The organism is Bacillus sp. FSL R9-9530 (assembly GCF_038008145.1).
Taxonomy (GTDB): domain Bacteria; phylum Bacillota; class Bacilli; order Bacillales; family Bacillaceae_G; genus Bacillus_A; species Bacillus_A mycoides.
This window is the reverse complement of the sequence record NZ_JBBOYO010000002.1, coordinates 198,631-215,268: the sequence shown is the minus strand read 5'-3', so window position 1 is coordinate 215,268 and position 16,638 is coordinate 198,631. Positions and strand designations below refer to the sequence as shown.

Sequence of the window (16,638 nt, the reverse complement as noted above, 5' to 3'; positions counted from 1 at the left end):
CCATGCGACCTAATTCTGGAGAAGAAGCAATCATTGCGGCAGAAGCCACGGCAGTCATCCCAGAACTTCCAACAGCAGCAGAGGCTCCAATGGTTGCAATAGTAATTAAATATATCAAATTAATTTTGTATTAAACTTTTTTGGTGAAGCCTTAGAAAACAAAAGAAATTGAGTTAATAAATCCCTTTTTATGGTGAAATTAACTTGAATGATATCTTCTGTAAATCTGATTATACGAAAATCGATACTTAATTTTATGCGGGGATGAGAGAGAGGGACAAAATGAAATTAGCAATTCAAACTAAAAATTTAACAAAGTCTTTTGCAAATCAATCCATTGTAAGGGATATAAACTTATCTGTTCCAGAAGGAAGTTTATATGCTTTTATTGGACCAAATGGTGCAGGGAAAACAACAACAATGCGAATGTTATTAGGATTAATTCCATCAGATGAGGGAACGATATTGTTTGATAATAAAGATATAAAAGAATGGAAAGAAGAATTATTTGAAAATGTGGGTTGTTTTATTGATTCACCTACCTATTATCCTAATCTAACAGCATATGAAAATTTAGCCTATGTACAAAAAATGATTAATAAATCTTTAGATGAAATAGATAGAGTATTAAAAACTACAGGAATATATAAAGCAAAAGATAAAAAAGTTAAAGATTTTTCTTTAGGAATGAAACAAAGGCTAGGTATTTCCTTTGCTATTCTTAATAACCCTAAAATACTAATTCTTGACGAGCCAACAAATGGATTAGATCCAGAGGGAGTACATGAGATAAGGCGTTTATTACTTCATTTGGTAAAAAATGAGGGGAAGACTATATTTATTTCTAGTCATAATTTAGCTGAAATTGAAATGATAGCAGATCACATAGCATTACTACATAAGGGTAGCTTACTCTATGAAGGAAAATTAGACAGTATTATTACTTCTGGAGAATATATCATTCATGTTAATACTACTACTTCTACAGAAAGAATTTTAAGTAATGAAGGTATACCTTATAGTATTGAAAAAGAAGGGGTATTCAGAATAACAATAGATCAAGATAGTGTTCCTAGTTTAACCAGAATATTAATTAGAAATGATATAGATATTTTTGAAGTTAGCCCTAAAAAGCCAACATTAGAGGAAGTTTTTTTATCTTTCACTAAACAAAAGGAGTTATTATAATAATGCAATTTATCTTTAAAAGTGTAAATAGTGAGATGAGGAAAATTGGTGGGAGAAAATTATTATTAATCTCTTTGTTTTTTTCGTTATTATCAAGCTTTTTGTGTATAAGTTATTTTATTTTTAACAAGAATAATCCCGACATGTTTCAATCTACAAATCTTATAGCAATTACAGTAAACTTTAATACACTAACGTTAAGCATTTTTTCTGCTTGTATGTGGTATTTTATCATTTCTTCTGAAAATAAATATGGTACTTGGGCCATTATTTATACACAGCCCATTTCGAAACTTAAATTATTGGTAACTAAAAATTTAATGTTTATACTGTTCTATTTGGTCTTTAATATTTTGAATTTTTTGGTTATGGGTATCTATACTTTTATAAATGGATATGAAATATCCATACTTTATTTTTTAAAAATGTTGATACTTTGTACGATTTTATCTCTAGCAATACCATATTCTCAATTGCTTTTTCATTTAATTATAAAAAAGGGAATTCTTGCGGCATCCTTGTCAGTTATTTGGCTTTTTTTCTTTATAACATATGGATTATTCCCTTTAATATTTACAAAGACATTTCCAATCTTTTATTCATTGAATATAGTAAGTGACGTAGCGTTTAAAGAAACAATTATTTTATTATATCTTGCAATTTCTTCAATATATATTTTAGGAATTATGTTATTGTCTGTGAGTTTTAAATATTATACATATGAATAATAAAGGGTGAAACAAGTGGATATTTTAGGTGAATATAAAAAAAGTCTTCATAATGGATTGTATATCCTGTTACTAGTATTTCTGTTGATTCCAATTAGTTTTCAAGTTTTACTAACTGTATCGTCTCAATTAAAAGATGGCGTTTTCATGCATATAGCGATTCTGAGCCTTTTTTGTAGGTTATTTTTACCTATTGCGATAGGTCTATTAGTGTCATTTTCTTTTGTAAACGAATTCAGAAGAAAAGGATATATGTCTGCTATTTATCATGGGATCACTTTAAAAACTATATTAAGTAATAAGTTTTTATTTTGCTTAATAATTACTTTTTGTTATTTACTATGTGCTTTAATCATAACTAGTATACCTATAGTATTAACGGTTGATAATCTAGGGACTGTTTATCAAAGTTTAAGTTTTTCTATACTTTTTCTGGTAATTAGCTCTTTAATTATTGTGAATCTACATTTTTTAATAAATATAATATTTTATAAAATCCCGTTACTTTCATTATTAGTAGGGGTTATAGGTGGACTTGGTAGCTTTTTTATCTCTCATACAAACTATTGGATACTATTCCCTTGGTCATATCCAATTATGAGTCTTTATTTTGATAGTATTGAAACAAACCAATTGTATATTATTCTCTTTGTATATCTATTATCATTACTAAGTTGTATATTTATGTTGTCTACTTTATATAATAAAAAATCAATGAGATGGAATTAAAGTTAAAATGAGGAGATTAGCATTATTAATAGTAAAACAAGTTGAAGTTACTATAAGATGGATCCCGATACGTTCAGTCGAACAATAAGATATACTGATAAAGTGCTAGAAGTTAAAGTATGAAAGATGTTAGTTATGGTCGCTCGGACATCTATTACTAAGTTACTGTATATAAAAAAGTAGCTGCACAAAAGTGCAGCTACTTTTTTCACAAACACGTTATTATGCAAATAACATCCTTAGCGTAAACTTGCGCTTAGTGGTACTTGAGAATAAACTGTGAAATTACTACCGTAAGAACCGTGTCTAGAAAATGAGGAAGAAATTGAACTGTTCCAACTTTTGTAGGTAGACCCAGATGTATCTGTTCTTAGAAGTAAGTTTGAAAAGCTAGCTTGGCTAAAGGAATTCCGTCCAGTATCTTCAACACCCTGAACGATTTTTACTGGTTCGTATTGAGAAAATGAGCCATATACAGGCTGATTTGCATATCTAGGGCTTCCATTTACATACATAGTAACCGTACCATTTCCGTTATTAACTATTTTAAGGTTTACTCGATCACCATCTTTAATTGATGTATCATATTGTGTGTTCCAATACTTACTGTTTTGACCTGATTCATTATATCCTGAATCTTTATATCCACTTGGTGTTTTTGAGATACCACCCTCAACCTTAGATGCTCCAATACCTAAATACCAATTCACATATCCATCTTTAACAACAACTGATTTTGGTAGATTTATATCAGCTGCAATCCCGGTATAGCTACTATTTGTAACACTTTTTACAGCACCTTCTGTAGCTGCAAAACTTGTAGTTGAAAACATTGATAGAGAAATTAGAAGTGAACCGACTAGATACATCATTTTTTTCTTACTTTTCCTTAATACTTGATTCATTTTAAATCCCCCTTATTTTTTATTATTAAATTGTATTGAGAGTTGGCCAACTAACTACGACTTACAAATCAAAGATACATTAGGTTCAATTTAATATATATATTTTCCTGTTATAAGTCATTGAAATGTCAAATAAATTGGATGTTTCGTATTTATGAATATAGGGGGAGTTGACAGATTAAAGTGGTATGTTTATTTGAATATAAGACGGTTTTGATAAAAATACTATTAAAACCTATAAATGTGTTGGGTATAATATGTACTATGATTCATTTAGGAGAGATAAATATGGAAGGAATACAGGGGGGATTTTTCAAAGGATATATCTGAAATTTTTAGAAATAGAATAACAACAAATGAAATAAATTAATCGTTTTTGTCAAGGGATTTATTGGAATAGTTCGTAAGTGGAAGGAAATATATGATTTAAAAGGCGTGGATTTCCTATACGAAAAGAAGAAAGGGCGTCCAGCTATGGAAAATACAAATACAAGATCAAAGTTAAATAATACACCTATTGAAGGGGTTATAGAGGCATTAAAAGATGAAAATCAATGTTTGCGTATGGAAATCGATTATTTAAAAAAGCTAAAGGCCTTAGTTCAAAAAGAGAAGAAATTACAGAACATAGACTAAGTGGAAGTAATTTATCTTAAAGAGTCCGAAAGTATGAAACATTTTAAGATAGTATTAGATAACTATATAGGTTATTACAATCACAAAAGAATTAAAGCGCAGTTAAAAGGAATGAGTCCAGTACAATACTGGACTCACATTCAAACGGCGGCTTAATTTTTTGTTTAACTCTTTGGGTCCAGTTCATATTAGGCGATCGATTGTTGGCTTGCTACGCTTAGTAATTGTGATTGTTATTCTTTAACTAATCTCATATTGCGTTTAGTTTAAGTATTGAGAGTAAAAGAATAGTAATAGGAAAATTAATGTTTTGCTAAATAATGTATTAAATATACTTAAAGGAATAAACAGTTCTCCTATTGTAAGGCTTTTGATTGTATTTTTGTTTTGTCTTTTTATTAGCTCTTTCAATGTTTGGAAGTTTATTTTATTAACAAAAGACCAACTTGACACAGCTTTTGTAGCCGAATCTATTTTGAAAATTATATGAATACTAGGAAATTTAAAACCGCTTATACTTAAAATAATCATAAATCCTAAAATAACGAACCAAGTCATTTTTCAACACCTCTTTTCAGTATTTAATATTAAGATATTAAGACCGTTGAGGAAGTGTGCTATTGTCCATGAAAAATATTGAGAAATTGTTGCAGAAACGTTGAGAATGTTGCGATGCTATTGAGAATAGGGGAGTTAATTATGTTTTGACATATTTACAAAACAAGCCTAGATAAAAAAAGAACAAAAAAGCCGCCCGTAATAGGCGGTTAGCTTTGGGATTTATTTATTAGCGTAAGCAGGATGTTCCCAGTAATCTTTAACGATATTAGGAATGGTTTCTTTATTAGTGCATTTGAATAATTTAGGTGATAAGTAATGGAACAATTGAGTTTTCATTATGAAAAAGGTTGAAAAAACACATTCCAGAGAAGTCCTGGATTTATTTTTATGAAACTAATGGTTTTGCAACTTTAGTTGCTGGTTCGATTTTCATAGTATCAACCTTCAAATATTTTTGATCACGCATCACGTTGGAAACATCTAGGCTACTTACTTCGCTTGGTTTTTGCATATTTCAGTAGCGTAGGTCGTTAACACGTTGAAGATTTTACGTCATAGACGAATTTCCTACAACAACCTTATATCTTCAGTTTTCAAAGAGTAATCTGTACAAGTATATGATAGCAAATATGTTAACCGAAATTCATCTCCCACCTACCGTTCGGCTATCGGCCTTCACAGGCTTGAGGAAGGAGAATTCTTTCGGGAAGTGTGGTTAAATATCCCCGAAAGGTATGCTGTTATTAAAGAGATAGATTGTTTTATCGTATTTTTTGTTGGGATTTTAATTGCAAGATACAACTAGGAAAGTAAAAAGAGAACAGTTGCGTAGACTGTTCTCTTAAGGAGCGGAAGTGCTGAACATTTTTAATGACAATGATTCAAGCATTCCGTTAATAGTATGTGCATAAGTTTAAAATTCATACAAGAAGGCAGCTATAAAAAATAGCTGCCTTGCCTCAGGGAGAATTCAAGAAAATCAGAGATTCATTATGGATACAGATTGGCTGTTACCAACCCATTTATAGTATTGGAAAAGATTTTATTAATTATTCATACGTTAAAGTCAATTTATATTATAGATAATGGCTTGCAAAGTAAAAAGAGCACTTTTCAAAAGTGCTCTTTTTAAGATGTGCATTAGGACTTGAGAGAAGCATCAATAATAATTTAGAAGGAGATATCCCTATACAACATATGGAGATGCTATGGGAAGGTGACAATAAAAAGAGCAGTTAGAATGAACTAGCTGCTCAGCTCCAGGGGAATTGGAGATCTGGTTATTTATAGTGTGAAGGAGATTTTGGGGTACTATTCAATTATAATATTGAAAATCTATTCAGATGAATAATAAGAGTTATCCTATTAGTTTGTTGAAAATTCTGTAAAAATTTTATAAATTTAAATTCATTTACAAATATATCCATTAAGGCTATGTTTAATGTGTGTTAAAATTTTACAGAAGAGGTGGTTTTGTGAAGGGAAAAAGAGGTTTTCTTTTTAAGTTTGTGCCGTTGTTAGTATGTTTAATTTTTATTTTACAGACATCTTCAGTAAGTTTTGCAGATAGTTCTTCAGAGTCTTTAGAAACTACTAATTTTAATAGTTGTGATAAGCTATTGGACAGTGTTTCTGTTGAAGAGCTTGAGAGAACTGTATCGTTGGAGAATAATACTGAAACTATTAAAATTACTAATCCAGACCTTGTCAAAAAATTTGTAGAAGAAAATAATTTTGAAAAGCCGTCAAATCTTTTACCATCTGAACTTACTTTTGTAAGGTCTTTATCAAACGAAAATAATCAAAGTGATTTCTCACAAAGTTTAGCACCAGCTTCTTACTATCTTAAAAATAAAACAGCTACTTCAGCTTGTGGAAGTTCTGTATTAAAAAAGGTAAGTGGTAATTCGGGTTCTTTAACATTAAGTTTTTCTTCAAAAATTGCGGCTTCATGGAATGCAAGTGTAGGTGTAAGTGCTAGTGTGGTTTCGGCAGGAGTAGGGTTTAATGTGTCAGCTGAGTATTCTGTAACTCAAAGTAATACAATTGATACAAATGGAAGATATGCTGAGATTAGAGCTTATGCAGAATATACAGGTTATCGTTTTGATGTATGGGAGTCTGGATGGTTTGGTGATAAAAAAGTTGGAAACGGGACAGCGTTAAGACCTGTTGGGATATGTTTTGTGACATATCGTTAATTTAATATTAAGAAAAAGAATCCTTGAAATTAAGGATTCTTTTTTCATAGTTTGATAATATGGTAGGAAAGGGGTGAATTGTTTGAAAAATATAAAAGTACGTAATGTAGTTTTAACATTTATCGTATTGATCGGCATTATACTTCTTGTGAAAAGTTTGGACTTTGCGAATAATCTTACTCATTCTTGGGTGCAAAGTTTAGGTGGTGATGTAGATACATCGACATATAATATTATGCTAAATAATTATATGAATGTTTTCCAAATATCAGGGGGTATTTTATTTGGAATCGGAGTTTTTTTATTGTCATACTCAGTATTATTTTATAAGGAGTAGATCAATTATTAAATGAAGATTGTGGGATATACTTGCTGCAACCATTTTCCTATTTAACAGTAGACAGCTTAAAAAGGGAAAACGTTGGTGAGATAAAGGGCATCATTCTAATAAGAATGATGCCCTGATCATGTTATACATTACCTACTGAGCTATTTTTTCAATCGTAGGCATAACAGCAATTGGTGGTAGAGATTTAGTCCATGCAGCAGCATAAACATTTAACTGTTCACCTATGGTGTAATTTTGACTATCTGAAATAGGAACTCTCAAAATTTTATTTTGATTTACTAACTCCCACCAATCATTTTGATAAGCAAGTGCTTCATCCTTTGTAGAAGTAGCAGCAACTACTAAATAATTGTTATCTACTGAAATGACATATCCAGTAAAAGGCTCTTGTTCTTGTTTTTGAATAGAATGAATAGGTGTTGCGCTTATAGGCGACTTATTAGAATCTGCAAAGGCTGGTGTTAATCCGAAAGTAAATCCACATCCTAATGTTAAAGCTGTTACGGTTGTTATGAATGTTTGTTTTTTGTTAAACATGATATATATCCCCCTTATATTTTATCCCTACACTATCCATTTTCAATTTACATACATATAAAGCCTTTTAATATTAAGATGCTTAACAATTCTGTCACAACCATTCCATAAATGTTAATATTATCTATTAATGGAAGTGAATTTGTGTTATAATTCACTAGGTGAACTATTATTGTTCCTTTCATCTTTTGATGATTGTATGACCCCTCTAACATTTAAATATGTTCGATTTATTGGTGAAGAGGGAAGAAATCCCTCTTCTTTTTTTGTTCCTTGTAAAATTCGAAGGTGCCTTAAGGGATTGAAAAGATGGTTTGTGTTGATGTATTAACAAAAACATTTGTGGCCGCTTTCAGTGGTTTCTTGAGATGTTTTTTTTGGGGATACAATATTATAAGTTCTAGTAATCATGGCAGCAATTGACTATATTACAGGAGCATTCACAGTGGGATATAACGGAGAATTGAAGAGTAAAGTAGGATTCAAAAGCATCGCCAAAAAGATGGTTGTTATAAGTTATTTACCTACCAAAATAATCAATGTTTGTTTAAAATATAAGATTACTATTTTATTATATCAAGTAATTATTTACATTATTTAATAATTATTTAATACATTATTAATATGGTTACCTTACAAAAATGTAAGATTATTTTAATTGACACTCGTATATATAAGTAACTATACTGGTTACACACGATTGATAAATATATCGAATAGTCTCTAGCTATAAGTGTATGTCTGTGGATTCTTTTCGAAATAATAGTTTAATTTAATTAAAGATTATTTATCTGTAATATAGTGACAATACCAACCTAATCTATTTTTAAAAATTAAGTCGTATTACTTATAAGCTTAACTATAAATGATATATTTACCAATTTGTAATAACTTGTTAGAGGTGCTAAATTTTGAAGAAAAAATTAATTGCTACAGGAATTCTTGCTGGAAGTCTACTATCTTATTCTTCTAGTATTTTTGCAGATACTCATAAGTTCCCAGATGTTCCTGCATGGGCTGACAAATCCGTTAATTATTTAGTTGATAAACAAGTATTGACTGGTTATCCAGATGGAACTTTTGGTTCAAGCGATAAATTAGATAGGGCTTCTGCAGCAACAATTATGACAAAAGCCCTTGGTATACACATTGACTTAAATGCAAAACCATCTTTTACAGATTCACAAAACCACTGGGGAACGCCATATATTGCCGCAGCTGAAAAAGCAGGAATAATTAAAGGTGAAGGAAATGGAATATTTAATCCTTCTGGAAAAGTTACTCGTGCTGCTATGGCTACCATGCTAGTGAATGCATATAAACTACAAAATATAACCACTAGCAATGGACAAAGTAAATTTGAAGATTTAAAGGGACATTGGGGTGAAAAGTTCGCAAATACTTTAATTGATTTGAAGATTTCAGTTGGTACAGATAACGGTTGGCAACCAAATAGATTCATAACACGCGCTGAAGCCGCACAACTAACCGCAAAAACAGATATGCTTCAATATAGTCCAAATAATCCTTTAGAAAATAAAACAATAATTATTGATCCCGGACATGGTGGCGAAGATCCTGGAAAAGCCACAAAGGGATTACCTGAAAGTAAGATCGTACTAGACACTTCTTTACGTCTACAACAATTACTTGAAAAGCATACACCATTTACAGTTTTACTAACTCGTCAATCTGATATTAGACCAGGACATGATCAAAAAAGTTCTTTACAGGAACGTGTTAAATTTGCTAAACAAAATCAGGGTGATATCTTTATAAGCGTTCATGCAAATGCTTTTAATGGTAATGCAAAAGGGACAGAAACATACTACTATAAATCTTCTAAATCTGAAAAAACAAATTCTCATGTGGAAGAAAGTCGTGTTTTAGCGGAAAAAATTCAAACACGTTTAGTAGAGGCCCTTCAAACACGTGATAGAGGCGTTAAACATGGAGATCTTCATGTTATAAGAGAAAACGACATGTCAGCTGTGTTAACGGAACTGGCGTTTATAGATAATGGTATCGATTACAGTAAATTATCTACGGAAAACGGCAGACAGATTGCAGCAGAAGCCATTTATGAAGGGATTCTAGATTATTATGAATGGAAAGGAAATAATGTATCTGAATATAGGTTGTAATAAGTAAAAGAAAATATAGTAATTCTAGGAATAAAGAATTTCTATAATTTTTTTACACTTTTTTTAAACAACAATTTTAAATATGTATTTAAAATTGTTGTTTAAATCGTTATTCTGTGTTTTAATAATATTGCTAATAGTTATCAATAAAAGAGAGATAACTATTAGCGAAACATGTGTTGATAGTTATTGTCATAAAGATTAATAAATTTCTACATTGTATCGTTATGAATCTATCTCTAGTATTGTGAACTAAAAATAATATGTCTATATCTTTTAAATGTTTAAGAAGGAGTGGCTGTCTGTATGAAAAAAGCAAAAAGAATAACTAAATGTGTTGCGGTAGCTTCCGTTATTATGTCTGGATCACTTGGTTTACAAGCAACATCTGCATTTGCAGATTCTAAAGGAACTGTAGAAAATCTTCAAAACGGTGGGAAGGTCTATAATAGTTTTAAAACTACTTATGACATGAAGCAGAATATCAAAAATTCAATAAAGGTTTCTTTTATTGAGGATCCTTACGCAGATAAAAAGATTGCAATTGTTACCACTGATGGTAGTAATATAGATTCTAAATATACAATTAATGGTGGATACTATAATGGAGGTTTAAAATGGCCATCGGCATATCATACGGAAGCAGAAATAACAAGTGGTGATAGTGCTCAATTCCATAAAGCTGCCCCAGTTAATACAATGACTTCAGCAAAGGTTACTTCTGAGGTAGGGTATACACTTGGTGGAAGTGTTAAAGTTGGGGTAAATGATAAAGGGCCAAATGCCGATGCGAGTATTACAGGTAGCTTTGCTTGGAAAGAAAGTGTATCTTACGATCAAGTAGACTATAAAACGGTGTTAGAGACTCACACAGATAAAAAATTAAATTGGAAAGTAGGATTCCAATCATTTAATTATCCGGAATGGGGAATTTATAATCGTGATTCATTTAATACTTTTTATGGTAATCAATTATTTATGAAATCACGTAGTTATAATGAGGGAACGAATAATTTTGTTTCAAAAGATACAGTACCAGCATTAACAGGTTATGGTTTTTCTCCAAATGTAGTAGCGGTTATTACTGCTGATAAAACAGAATCTACATCAGAATTAAAAATAACAAATCGTAGAATTTCAGATCAGTACAATATTGAATGGGTAAGTTCAAAATGGTGGGGAACAAATAATAAGGATACATATAATGAGTTCTTTGCAAACCACTATAAATTAGACTGGAAAAACCACCAAGTTACTCTTGATAACCAAAAAGCCTTTGAAGAACAAATGAATGGTATCAACAGCGTGAATGACATACTTAACAAAGGAAAAGGGAAATTATCTTTTTCAATGAATGGAAATCAAATCAAAGCTACATCTAGCAATGCCGGTTATGGTATCAGTTACGAAGATAAAAATTGGGGTATCTTTGTGAATGGTGAAAAGGTCTATACTTTTAATGAACAAACAACTGTAGGCAATATTTCAAATGATATTAACAAATTAAACATCCAAGGACCTTATATCGAGATTAAACAAATCTAATCAGTAAATGAGATACGATTGATGGATGATTATTTCATCAAGATATGAGTAAAGAGGTATTTTCTAACTACGTATTATGTAATGAAAGGACCAGGGCTTATCCATAAAATAGATAAGCTCTGGTCCTTCTTATTTTTTCGTTCGCACACGAAATTAAGATAAAAATAGATACTTTTCACCCATTCTTTCACTCAATTAGAAAAGAGAATGAAGCATTTGAGAGATATTCATTCTATACAGGTGCATATTAATTTAGGAATGTTGTATGCCTTTCGTATTTTTTCTGAATTGATTCTTGTTGTGAGGAAGTAGGAGAGAGGTATGATTGAAAGTTCTGTTTTTTAGGTGAGAGTTAAGTAATGAATTGTCCAAAGTAATCAAGACATCATTGGTTGTTAAGTTACCACTTTAAATATATAATTAAATTTCATTAAAAAGATACTCTATTCAAGGTCCTTATTGGATTTTTGAAATGAACTATATATTATTTGAGGTGTGTGGAATGGGAAAATCTCGAGAGCAGACGATGGAAAATATTTTAAAGGCTGCTAAGAAAAAATTTGGAGAGCGTGGATATGAAGGTACGAGCATTCAAGAAATTGCAAAAGAAGCGAAAGTGAATGTTGCTATGGCTTCTTACTATTTTAATGGGAAAGAAAACTTGTATTATGAGGTATTTAAGAAATATGGTCTTGCTAATGAGCTACCCAATTTTCTTGAGAAGAATCAATTTAATCCTATCAATGCCCTTAGAGAATATTTAACTGTTTTTACTACACATATAAAAGAAAACCCTGAAATGGGATCATTGGCATATGAGGAGATTATTAAGGAAAGTGCACGATTAGAAAAGATTAAACCGTATTTCATAGGTAATTTTGAACAGTTAAAAGAAATATTACAGGAGGGTGAACAACAAGGAGTTTTTCATTTCTTCTCCATCAATCATACGATACATTGGATCACTTCCATTGTTTTATTTCCAAAGTTTAAAAAATTTATTGACTCGTTAGGGCCAAATGAAACGAATGATACAACTCATGAATGGATGCCAGAAGACTTAGTGAACAGGATTATTACCGCATTAACAAGTCCACCTAATATGTAATCTATCTATTGTTTATGTACACAGATTAGGAAGATTCAAGTTGAATTTCCGATATTATATTTTTTAGGCTTCTTTGATTGAAAGAGATTAAGTATTTTCATTCATAGTAGAAAAAACTGATGCTTTTATTCGTGTTCCAATTCATGAGTACATTCCGTTAATATGAATCTTAATTTTTCTATTAAAAAGCCTAATTTCTCAATTCTTTGTAGAGAAATTAGGCTTTTTTCATCACTTTATTAAAGTGCTTTATAGATTAATGACTTGATTTATTAATTATATCTTTAATTATTTGATTTGATCTACATCGATATAGTTTTCGTTGCAACGGTTTGTTGAAATGCCTTATCATGCTCAACAATAACCATTGTGGGATTAAATTGTTGAATAAGCTCTTCAATCTGCATACGCGAATAAATATCTATAAAATTTAATGGTTCATCCCATATATATAAATGAGCTTTTTTACATAAACTTTTAGCGATAAGCAGTTTTTTCTTTTGTCCACCAGAATAATGAGATATATCTTTCTCAAATTGAATTCTGTCAAAATCCATCTTACGTAGGATGGATTTAAATAACGTCTCATCAATCTTGTGTTCTTCAATAAAGTCTGATAGCGATCCCTTCAAATGAGAAGTATCTTGTTGGACATAGGAAATGTTGAGTCCTGTACCTAAAGTAACTGAGCCTGTATGCTGTATCTGATGTCCTAGAATTAGTTTTAGGATACTACTTTTCCCGCTCCCATTCTTTCCATCAAGTACAATTCGGTCACCTTGTTCAACTATGAAGCTAATCGGCTCATTCACGACTTGGTCATCGTACTTAACAGACACGTCAGTCAAAGTAACCAATTCATTTGACTTAAACTTCAATGCTTCTAATTTTAATGACTCAGTTTTCTCCACATTTTTTAGTAATTTTGACTTTTCTTCAATAGCTTTTTGTTGCCTTGATTCAAGGTTTTTTGCTCTTTTCATCATCTTGGCTGCTTTATGCCCTATAAACCCCTTATCCAATTTAGAGCCTGAATTCCTCGTTCCATTTTTTGAAGCTTCCACATCATGAGACCAACCTGCTGAACGTTTGGAAGACTGTTTTAATCTTCCTATGTCTTTTTGCAAACGTTCATTTGTAGCCTCTTCGTGTTCTTGCTGTCTATCAAAATTTAACTTCCAAGAAGAATAGTTTCCACTTTGAACTTCAATATTTGCTCTATTTATAGATAAGATATGGTCAACGCATCCATCTAAAAAGATTCTGTCATGTGAAATTAAAATAAACCCTTTTTTCTTCCTTAGATAATCAGAGACAATCTTTCGTGCATCAGTGTCTAGATGATTTGTTGGCTCATCAATTAATAGAAATTGACCCTCATTCAAAAACAGCGCAGCAAGTAACACCTTTGTTTGTTCGCCATTTGATAATGTTTTAAAGGGTCTGTACATGACCTCGGCATCAACATTTAAATAGGATATTTCACGCAGAAATTCCCAATCTTCCGCTTGAGGACAAATTTCCTCAATGATTTCATGAGTAAACTTGTTCTTATCCGAAACGGGATAGGGGAAATAATTAAATTCTACCGAAGCAAGGATCTTCCCATTGTACTCATAGTTCCCTAATAATAAATCAAAGAATGTCGTTTTACCTCGTCCGTTTCTACCAATAAATCCTAGTTTCCAATCTGTATCTATTTGAAAGTTTACACCTTCAAAAATATTATCAAAGCTACCTGGGTATGAAAAAGTTAAGTCTTGGACTTTTATCATTGACATTATAATTCCTCCTTTATATATCGAAATGTTTCATATAAAGTCGGAATATCCATCAATTTTTTATTCCTCTATATAAGTTTGATGGATATTAACGACTTATATAGAGCATTACATGTGTAACAATAGTTTCTGAATTAGTCATTTTTCTCGCTCCTTTATTTGTTAGGTGAATTTAAGGATTAATAAATTTTAATTCATATATAAGGGAATCAAAAAACCCCCCAATTTGTAATTGGAAGGATTAGTCTTTCGCTTATACTTAATAAATACTTATTAATCATTTGAATCATGACAAATAAAGTATGAAATGAATTATAAAAAATGGATAGACTAACCCTATATTTTGTAGTTTGAAGTTATTAAATTCAACTTAAAATATAAATTAGTTAATCATTACTCATCCATCAGTCCTTTCATAATTCTATTTTTAGAGTAACATTCTTTTGTAGGGGATGCAATATTAGAATTACCTTCGCCTTATCCAAGCTCATTTAAAATTCTTCGATCAAAGAGATAAAGCATCGCATCTCTCATCCATTAAAAGGGGAGTTGTTTGTAATTGACATCAATTCTGGTTGTAACTATAATTGTTACAGTAGGTTTGGTGAATTGATTTGAACTTCTAAGTTAATGATTGTTTATTTTTATTTTTTCTAAGTGTGATAGTTATCAACCAACTATTTTCCAATGGAAGCTTTTATTAAATTTCATATTCAAAGAGTAGTTAAGCTGTTTCATTCAGATTTACGGTGTGCAAATACTTTAAAGAAACCACTATCTTCATCTTATTCTTTTTGTAATCCTCGGAATAAAAATATTAAACATCTACAGATATTAAAGCGAGAAGATTCTTGCTCTTCTCCCAGTCACCGACACAGGGCGTGCAGCCATACTATTGATGCGGTGATTTGGAGAAGGTTGAGAGTAATCTTGACCTTGAAAGAAGGAACTTTACCATTTGTTTTTTTCATTTCTCTCTATTGGAGATGTTAACTATGGCTGATAGTTTTATAAAACATTTTTTTGAATTATTTAATACAAACATATATAATTATATTAATAAATAGATGTTAACTTGTTAAAAATGGGGAAAGAAAAATGAAGATTAAATTTGATGTGGTTAAGGATGAAAGTTTTGATTTTACTTTATTAGAAACGAGATTGCTGAAAACTTTTAAAGAAGTGGATAGTGAAGCAATAATTGAAAAGGTTGAAGATAAAATTTTTGAAAAAGATGATATGAAAACCCATTTAGCGGAGATTACTATTAATGTTACAGGAAAGAATATCGGATATAGATCCGTTTCAGCTAGTATATTTATTGTTCTAGAAAGTTTATCAATAAAGCTATTCAATATTAATATTAGTATACATTAAGCATCCAAAACGGGTGCTTTTTTCTTTGTTATATAGAAATTACACATTAAACATATTTAAAGAGTGTTCTAGGTATAAAGATAATCGATAATCATACAATAATATGGAAGGGTCTCTTCTAGCTTGTTAGTTACCTCAATGTATATGTATCTCTTGGCGCCTGGGCGAGGTGCTTTTTTTATTGCACATTATGATAAGGACAAGCATATATTGAAGTGTAAGACAAGTTCACTCGCTTGTATCCTATTTCAATACTCATCAGAAACTCCTTATCACACATTTTAGCATCTACTGACGTGGATGCTCTTTTTTATTGTATAAAATGGACATTTGAATAGATAATCTTCTCTCCTAAAATAACCTAAATAAAGTTGATTTTAGAAAAGGGGTGGAGAGGAAATGTTTCAGAAGCTCAAATTTTATTTAATCAGTCTTGTGATTAGTGCAATGTTAGGCGGAATTATCATAGGTGCTAATTTCTTGGTCCATAACATCTATTATTTAGTTGTAGGTAAAGAATTTCATTTTAATATGTGGTCTTCCATTATTATATATAGTGTAGTATTTATTTCAGGTTTCGCGTATATGTTGAAGAAGGGTCCAGATATACTTGTTAATGATTAAACCAATAGCAATTATCGTAGGCGCTACCGTGATCTGGGTGGCGTCTTATTTGTTGTTAAGGAAAGATAACAAAACAAACGAACATAACGAACGAAAATAGAGATAGTTAACAATGTGAAGTTTATGCAGGAAATAGCGGTGATGAGGTGCTGAAAACTCGCTAAAATAGGGCGTGCATAAAATCATGCATAAATATATGGAATGATATGTAACGGAAAGTGAGTG

At 30.9% G+C, this 16,638-nt stretch carries 17 protein-coding genes and 1 pseudogene; 14 read left to right on the top strand and 4 right to left on the bottom strand.

The window, feature by feature from the left end:
• Window positions 1-2 precede the first annotated feature (2 nt).
• The 4 genes from MKX66_RS28850 to MKX66_RS28835 all read left to right on the top strand — a co-directional run bounded on the left by MKX66_RS28850 (window position 3) and on the right by MKX66_RS28835 (window position 2,645).
• Window positions 3-134, top strand: a complete 132-nt coding sequence (locus tag MKX66_RS28850) for a hypothetical protein (RefSeq protein ID WP_002016818.1) — start codon at window positions 3-5, stop codon at window positions 132-134.
• A gap of 148 nt (window positions 135-282) precedes the next feature.
• On the top strand, window positions 283-1,188 hold the full coding sequence (locus MKX66_RS28845; RefSeq protein ID WP_002204111.1) for an ABC transporter ATP-binding protein: 906 nt from the start codon (window positions 283-285) through the stop codon (window positions 1,186-1,188).
• Window positions 1,189-1,190: 2 nt separating this feature from the next.
• Complete coding sequence (locus MKX66_RS28840; protein WP_341087922.1) at window positions 1,191-1,916, top strand: ABC transporter permease; 726 nt, start codon at window positions 1,191-1,193, stop codon at window positions 1,914-1,916.
• A gap of 15 nt (window positions 1,917-1,931) precedes the next feature.
• Window positions 1,932-2,645, top strand: a complete 714-nt coding sequence (locus MKX66_RS28835) for an ABC transporter permease (RefSeq protein ID WP_341087921.1) — start codon at window positions 1,932-1,934, stop codon at window positions 2,643-2,645.
• A 239-nt stretch (window positions 2,646-2,884) separates the two neighbouring features.
• On the opposite strand, the gene MKX66_RS28830 is transcribed toward MKX66_RS28835, so the two are convergent.
• Window positions 2,885-3,550: a hypothetical protein gene (locus MKX66_RS28830; RefSeq protein ID WP_341087920.1), complete on the bottom strand. Its 666-nt coding sequence runs from the start codon at window positions 3,548-3,550 to the stop codon at window positions 2,885-2,887.
• A gap of 474 nt (window positions 3,551-4,024) precedes the next feature.
• Between MKX66_RS28830 and MKX66_RS28825 the strand changes: the two genes are divergently transcribed.
• Together MKX66_RS28825 and MKX66_RS28820 are read left to right on the top strand one after the other, a co-directional pair.
• A complete protein-coding gene (locus tag MKX66_RS28825) occupies window positions 4,025-4,186 on the top strand; it encodes a hypothetical protein (protein ID WP_341087919.1) in 162 nt (53 codons plus the stop codon).
• Window positions 4,187-4,189: 3 nt separating this feature from the next.
• Window positions 4,190-4,342, top strand: a pseudogene (locus MKX66_RS28820) (IS3 family transposase); the annotation flags it as partial.
• Window positions 4,343-4,447: 105 nt separating this feature from the next.
• On the opposite strand, the gene MKX66_RS28815 reads toward MKX66_RS28820, so the two are convergent.
• The gene (locus MKX66_RS28815; RefSeq protein WP_326996883.1) at window positions 4,448-4,744 is read right to left on the bottom strand and encodes a hypothetical protein; all 297 of its coding nucleotides are present in this window, start codon (window positions 4,742-4,744) and stop codon (window positions 4,448-4,450) included.
• A 1,478-nt stretch (window positions 4,745-6,222) separates the two neighbouring features.
• Here MKX66_RS28815 and MKX66_RS28810 point away from each other — a divergent pair.
• Both MKX66_RS28810 and MKX66_RS28805 read left to right on the top strand, forming a co-directional pair.
• Window positions 6,223-6,948, top strand: coding sequence for a hypothetical protein (locus MKX66_RS28810; protein WP_326997876.1), 726 nt, complete (start codon window positions 6,223-6,225; stop codon window positions 6,946-6,948).
• Window positions 6,949-7,030: 82 nt separating this feature from the next.
• Complete coding sequence (locus MKX66_RS28805; protein ID WP_326997875.1) at window positions 7,031-7,285, top strand: hypothetical protein; 255 nt, start codon at window positions 7,031-7,033, stop codon at window positions 7,283-7,285.
• A 144-nt stretch (window positions 7,286-7,429) separates the two neighbouring features.
• Here MKX66_RS28805 and MKX66_RS28800 read toward each other — a convergent pair whose 3' ends face one another.
• Entirely contained in the window at window positions 7,430-7,834 is a 405-nt protein-coding gene (locus MKX66_RS28800) for a DUF3221 domain-containing protein (protein ID WP_341087916.1), read from the bottom strand.
• A gap of 409 nt (window positions 7,835-8,243) precedes the next feature.
• On the opposite strand from MKX66_RS28800, the gene MKX66_RS30960 reads away from it, so the two are divergent.
• From MKX66_RS30960 to hlyIIR, 4 genes are all read left to right on the top strand, one after another.
• The gene (locus MKX66_RS30960) at window positions 8,244-8,435 is read left to right on the top strand and encodes a phage holin family protein (RefSeq protein ID WP_445662216.1); all 192 of its coding nucleotides are present in this window, start codon (window positions 8,244-8,246) and stop codon (window positions 8,433-8,435) included.
• A gap of 310 nt (window positions 8,436-8,745) precedes the next feature.
• Window positions 8,746-9,978, top strand: a complete 1,233-nt coding sequence (locus MKX66_RS28790) for an N-acetylmuramoyl-L-alanine amidase (protein ID WP_341087914.1) — start codon at window positions 8,746-8,748, stop codon at window positions 9,976-9,978.
• Between the two features lie 306 nt (window positions 9,979-10,284).
• The gene (hlyII, locus tag MKX66_RS28785) at window positions 10,285-11,523 is read left to right on the top strand and encodes a hemolysin II HlyII (RefSeq protein WP_341087913.1); all 1,239 of its coding nucleotides are present in this window, start codon (window positions 10,285-10,287) and stop codon (window positions 11,521-11,523) included.
• Window positions 11,524-12,025: 502 nt separating this feature from the next.
• Window positions 12,026-12,631, top strand: a complete 606-nt coding sequence (gene hlyIIR / locus MKX66_RS28780) for a hemolysin II regulator HlyIIR (RefSeq protein WP_326997870.1) — start codon at window positions 12,026-12,028, stop codon at window positions 12,629-12,631.
• Between the two features lie 302 nt (window positions 12,632-12,933).
• Here hlyIIR and MKX66_RS28775 read toward each other — a convergent pair whose 3' ends face one another.
• Complete coding sequence (locus tag MKX66_RS28775; protein WP_341087911.1) at window positions 12,934-14,412, bottom strand: Lsa family ABC-F type ribosomal protection protein; 1,479 nt, start codon at window positions 14,410-14,412, stop codon at window positions 12,934-12,936.
• A 1,098-nt stretch (window positions 14,413-15,510) separates the two neighbouring features.
• Between MKX66_RS28775 and MKX66_RS28770 the strand changes: the two genes are divergently transcribed.
• Together MKX66_RS28770 and MKX66_RS28765 are read left to right on the top strand one after the other, a co-directional pair.
• Window positions 15,511-15,789: a hypothetical protein gene (locus tag MKX66_RS28770; RefSeq protein WP_137077120.1), complete on the top strand. Its 279-nt coding sequence runs from the start codon at window positions 15,511-15,513 to the stop codon at window positions 15,787-15,789.
• 399 nt (window positions 15,790-16,188) lie between these two features.
• Entirely contained in the window at window positions 16,189-16,413 is a 225-nt protein-coding gene (locus MKX66_RS28765) for a hypothetical protein (RefSeq protein ID WP_326997868.1), read from the top strand.
• Window positions 16,414-16,638 lie beyond the last annotated feature (225 nt).

Coding starts and splice junctions, on each gene's coding strand:
- MKX66_RS28830 (WP_341087920.1), bottom strand. CDS start 3,550: ATGAATCAAGTATTAAGGAAAAGTAAGAAAAAAATGATGTATCTAGTC.
- MKX66_RS28765 (WP_326997868.1), top strand. CDS start 16,189: ATGTTTCAGAAGCTCAAATTTTATTTAATCAGTCTTGTGATTAGTGCA.
- hlyII (WP_341087913.1), top strand. CDS start 10,285: ATGAAAAAAGCAAAAAGAATAACTAAATGTGTTGCGGTAGCTTCCGTT.
- MKX66_RS28815 (WP_326996883.1), bottom strand. CDS start 4,744: ATGACTTGGTTCGTTATTTTAGGATTTATGATTATTTTAAGTATAAGC.
- MKX66_RS28800 (WP_341087916.1), bottom strand. CDS start 7,834: ATGTTTAACAAAAAACAAACATTCATAACAACCGTAACAGCTTTAACA.
- MKX66_RS30960 (WP_445662216.1), top strand. CDS start 8,244: ATGGCAGCAATTGACTATATTACAGGAGCATTCACAGTGGGATATAAC.
- MKX66_RS28770 (WP_137077120.1), top strand. CDS start 15,511: ATGAAGATTAAATTTGATGTGGTTAAGGATGAAAGTTTTGATTTTACT.
- MKX66_RS28775 (WP_341087911.1), bottom strand. CDS start 14,412: ATGTCAATGATAAAAGTCCAAGACTTAACTTTTTCATACCCAGGTAGC.
- MKX66_RS28845 (WP_002204111.1), top strand. CDS start 283: ATGAAATTAGCAATTCAAACTAAAAATTTAACAAAGTCTTTTGCAAAT.
- MKX66_RS28840 (WP_341087922.1), top strand. CDS start 1,191: ATGCAATTTATCTTTAAAAGTGTAAATAGTGAGATGAGGAAAATTGGT.
- MKX66_RS28825 (WP_341087919.1), top strand. CDS start 4,025: ATGGAAAATACAAATACAAGATCAAAGTTAAATAATACACCTATTGAA.
- hlyIIR (WP_326997870.1), top strand. CDS start 12,026: ATGGGAAAATCTCGAGAGCAGACGATGGAAAATATTTTAAAGGCTGCT.
- MKX66_RS28850 (WP_002016818.1), top strand. CDS start 3: ATGCGACCTAATTCTGGAGAAGAAGCAATCATTGCGGCAGAAGCCACG.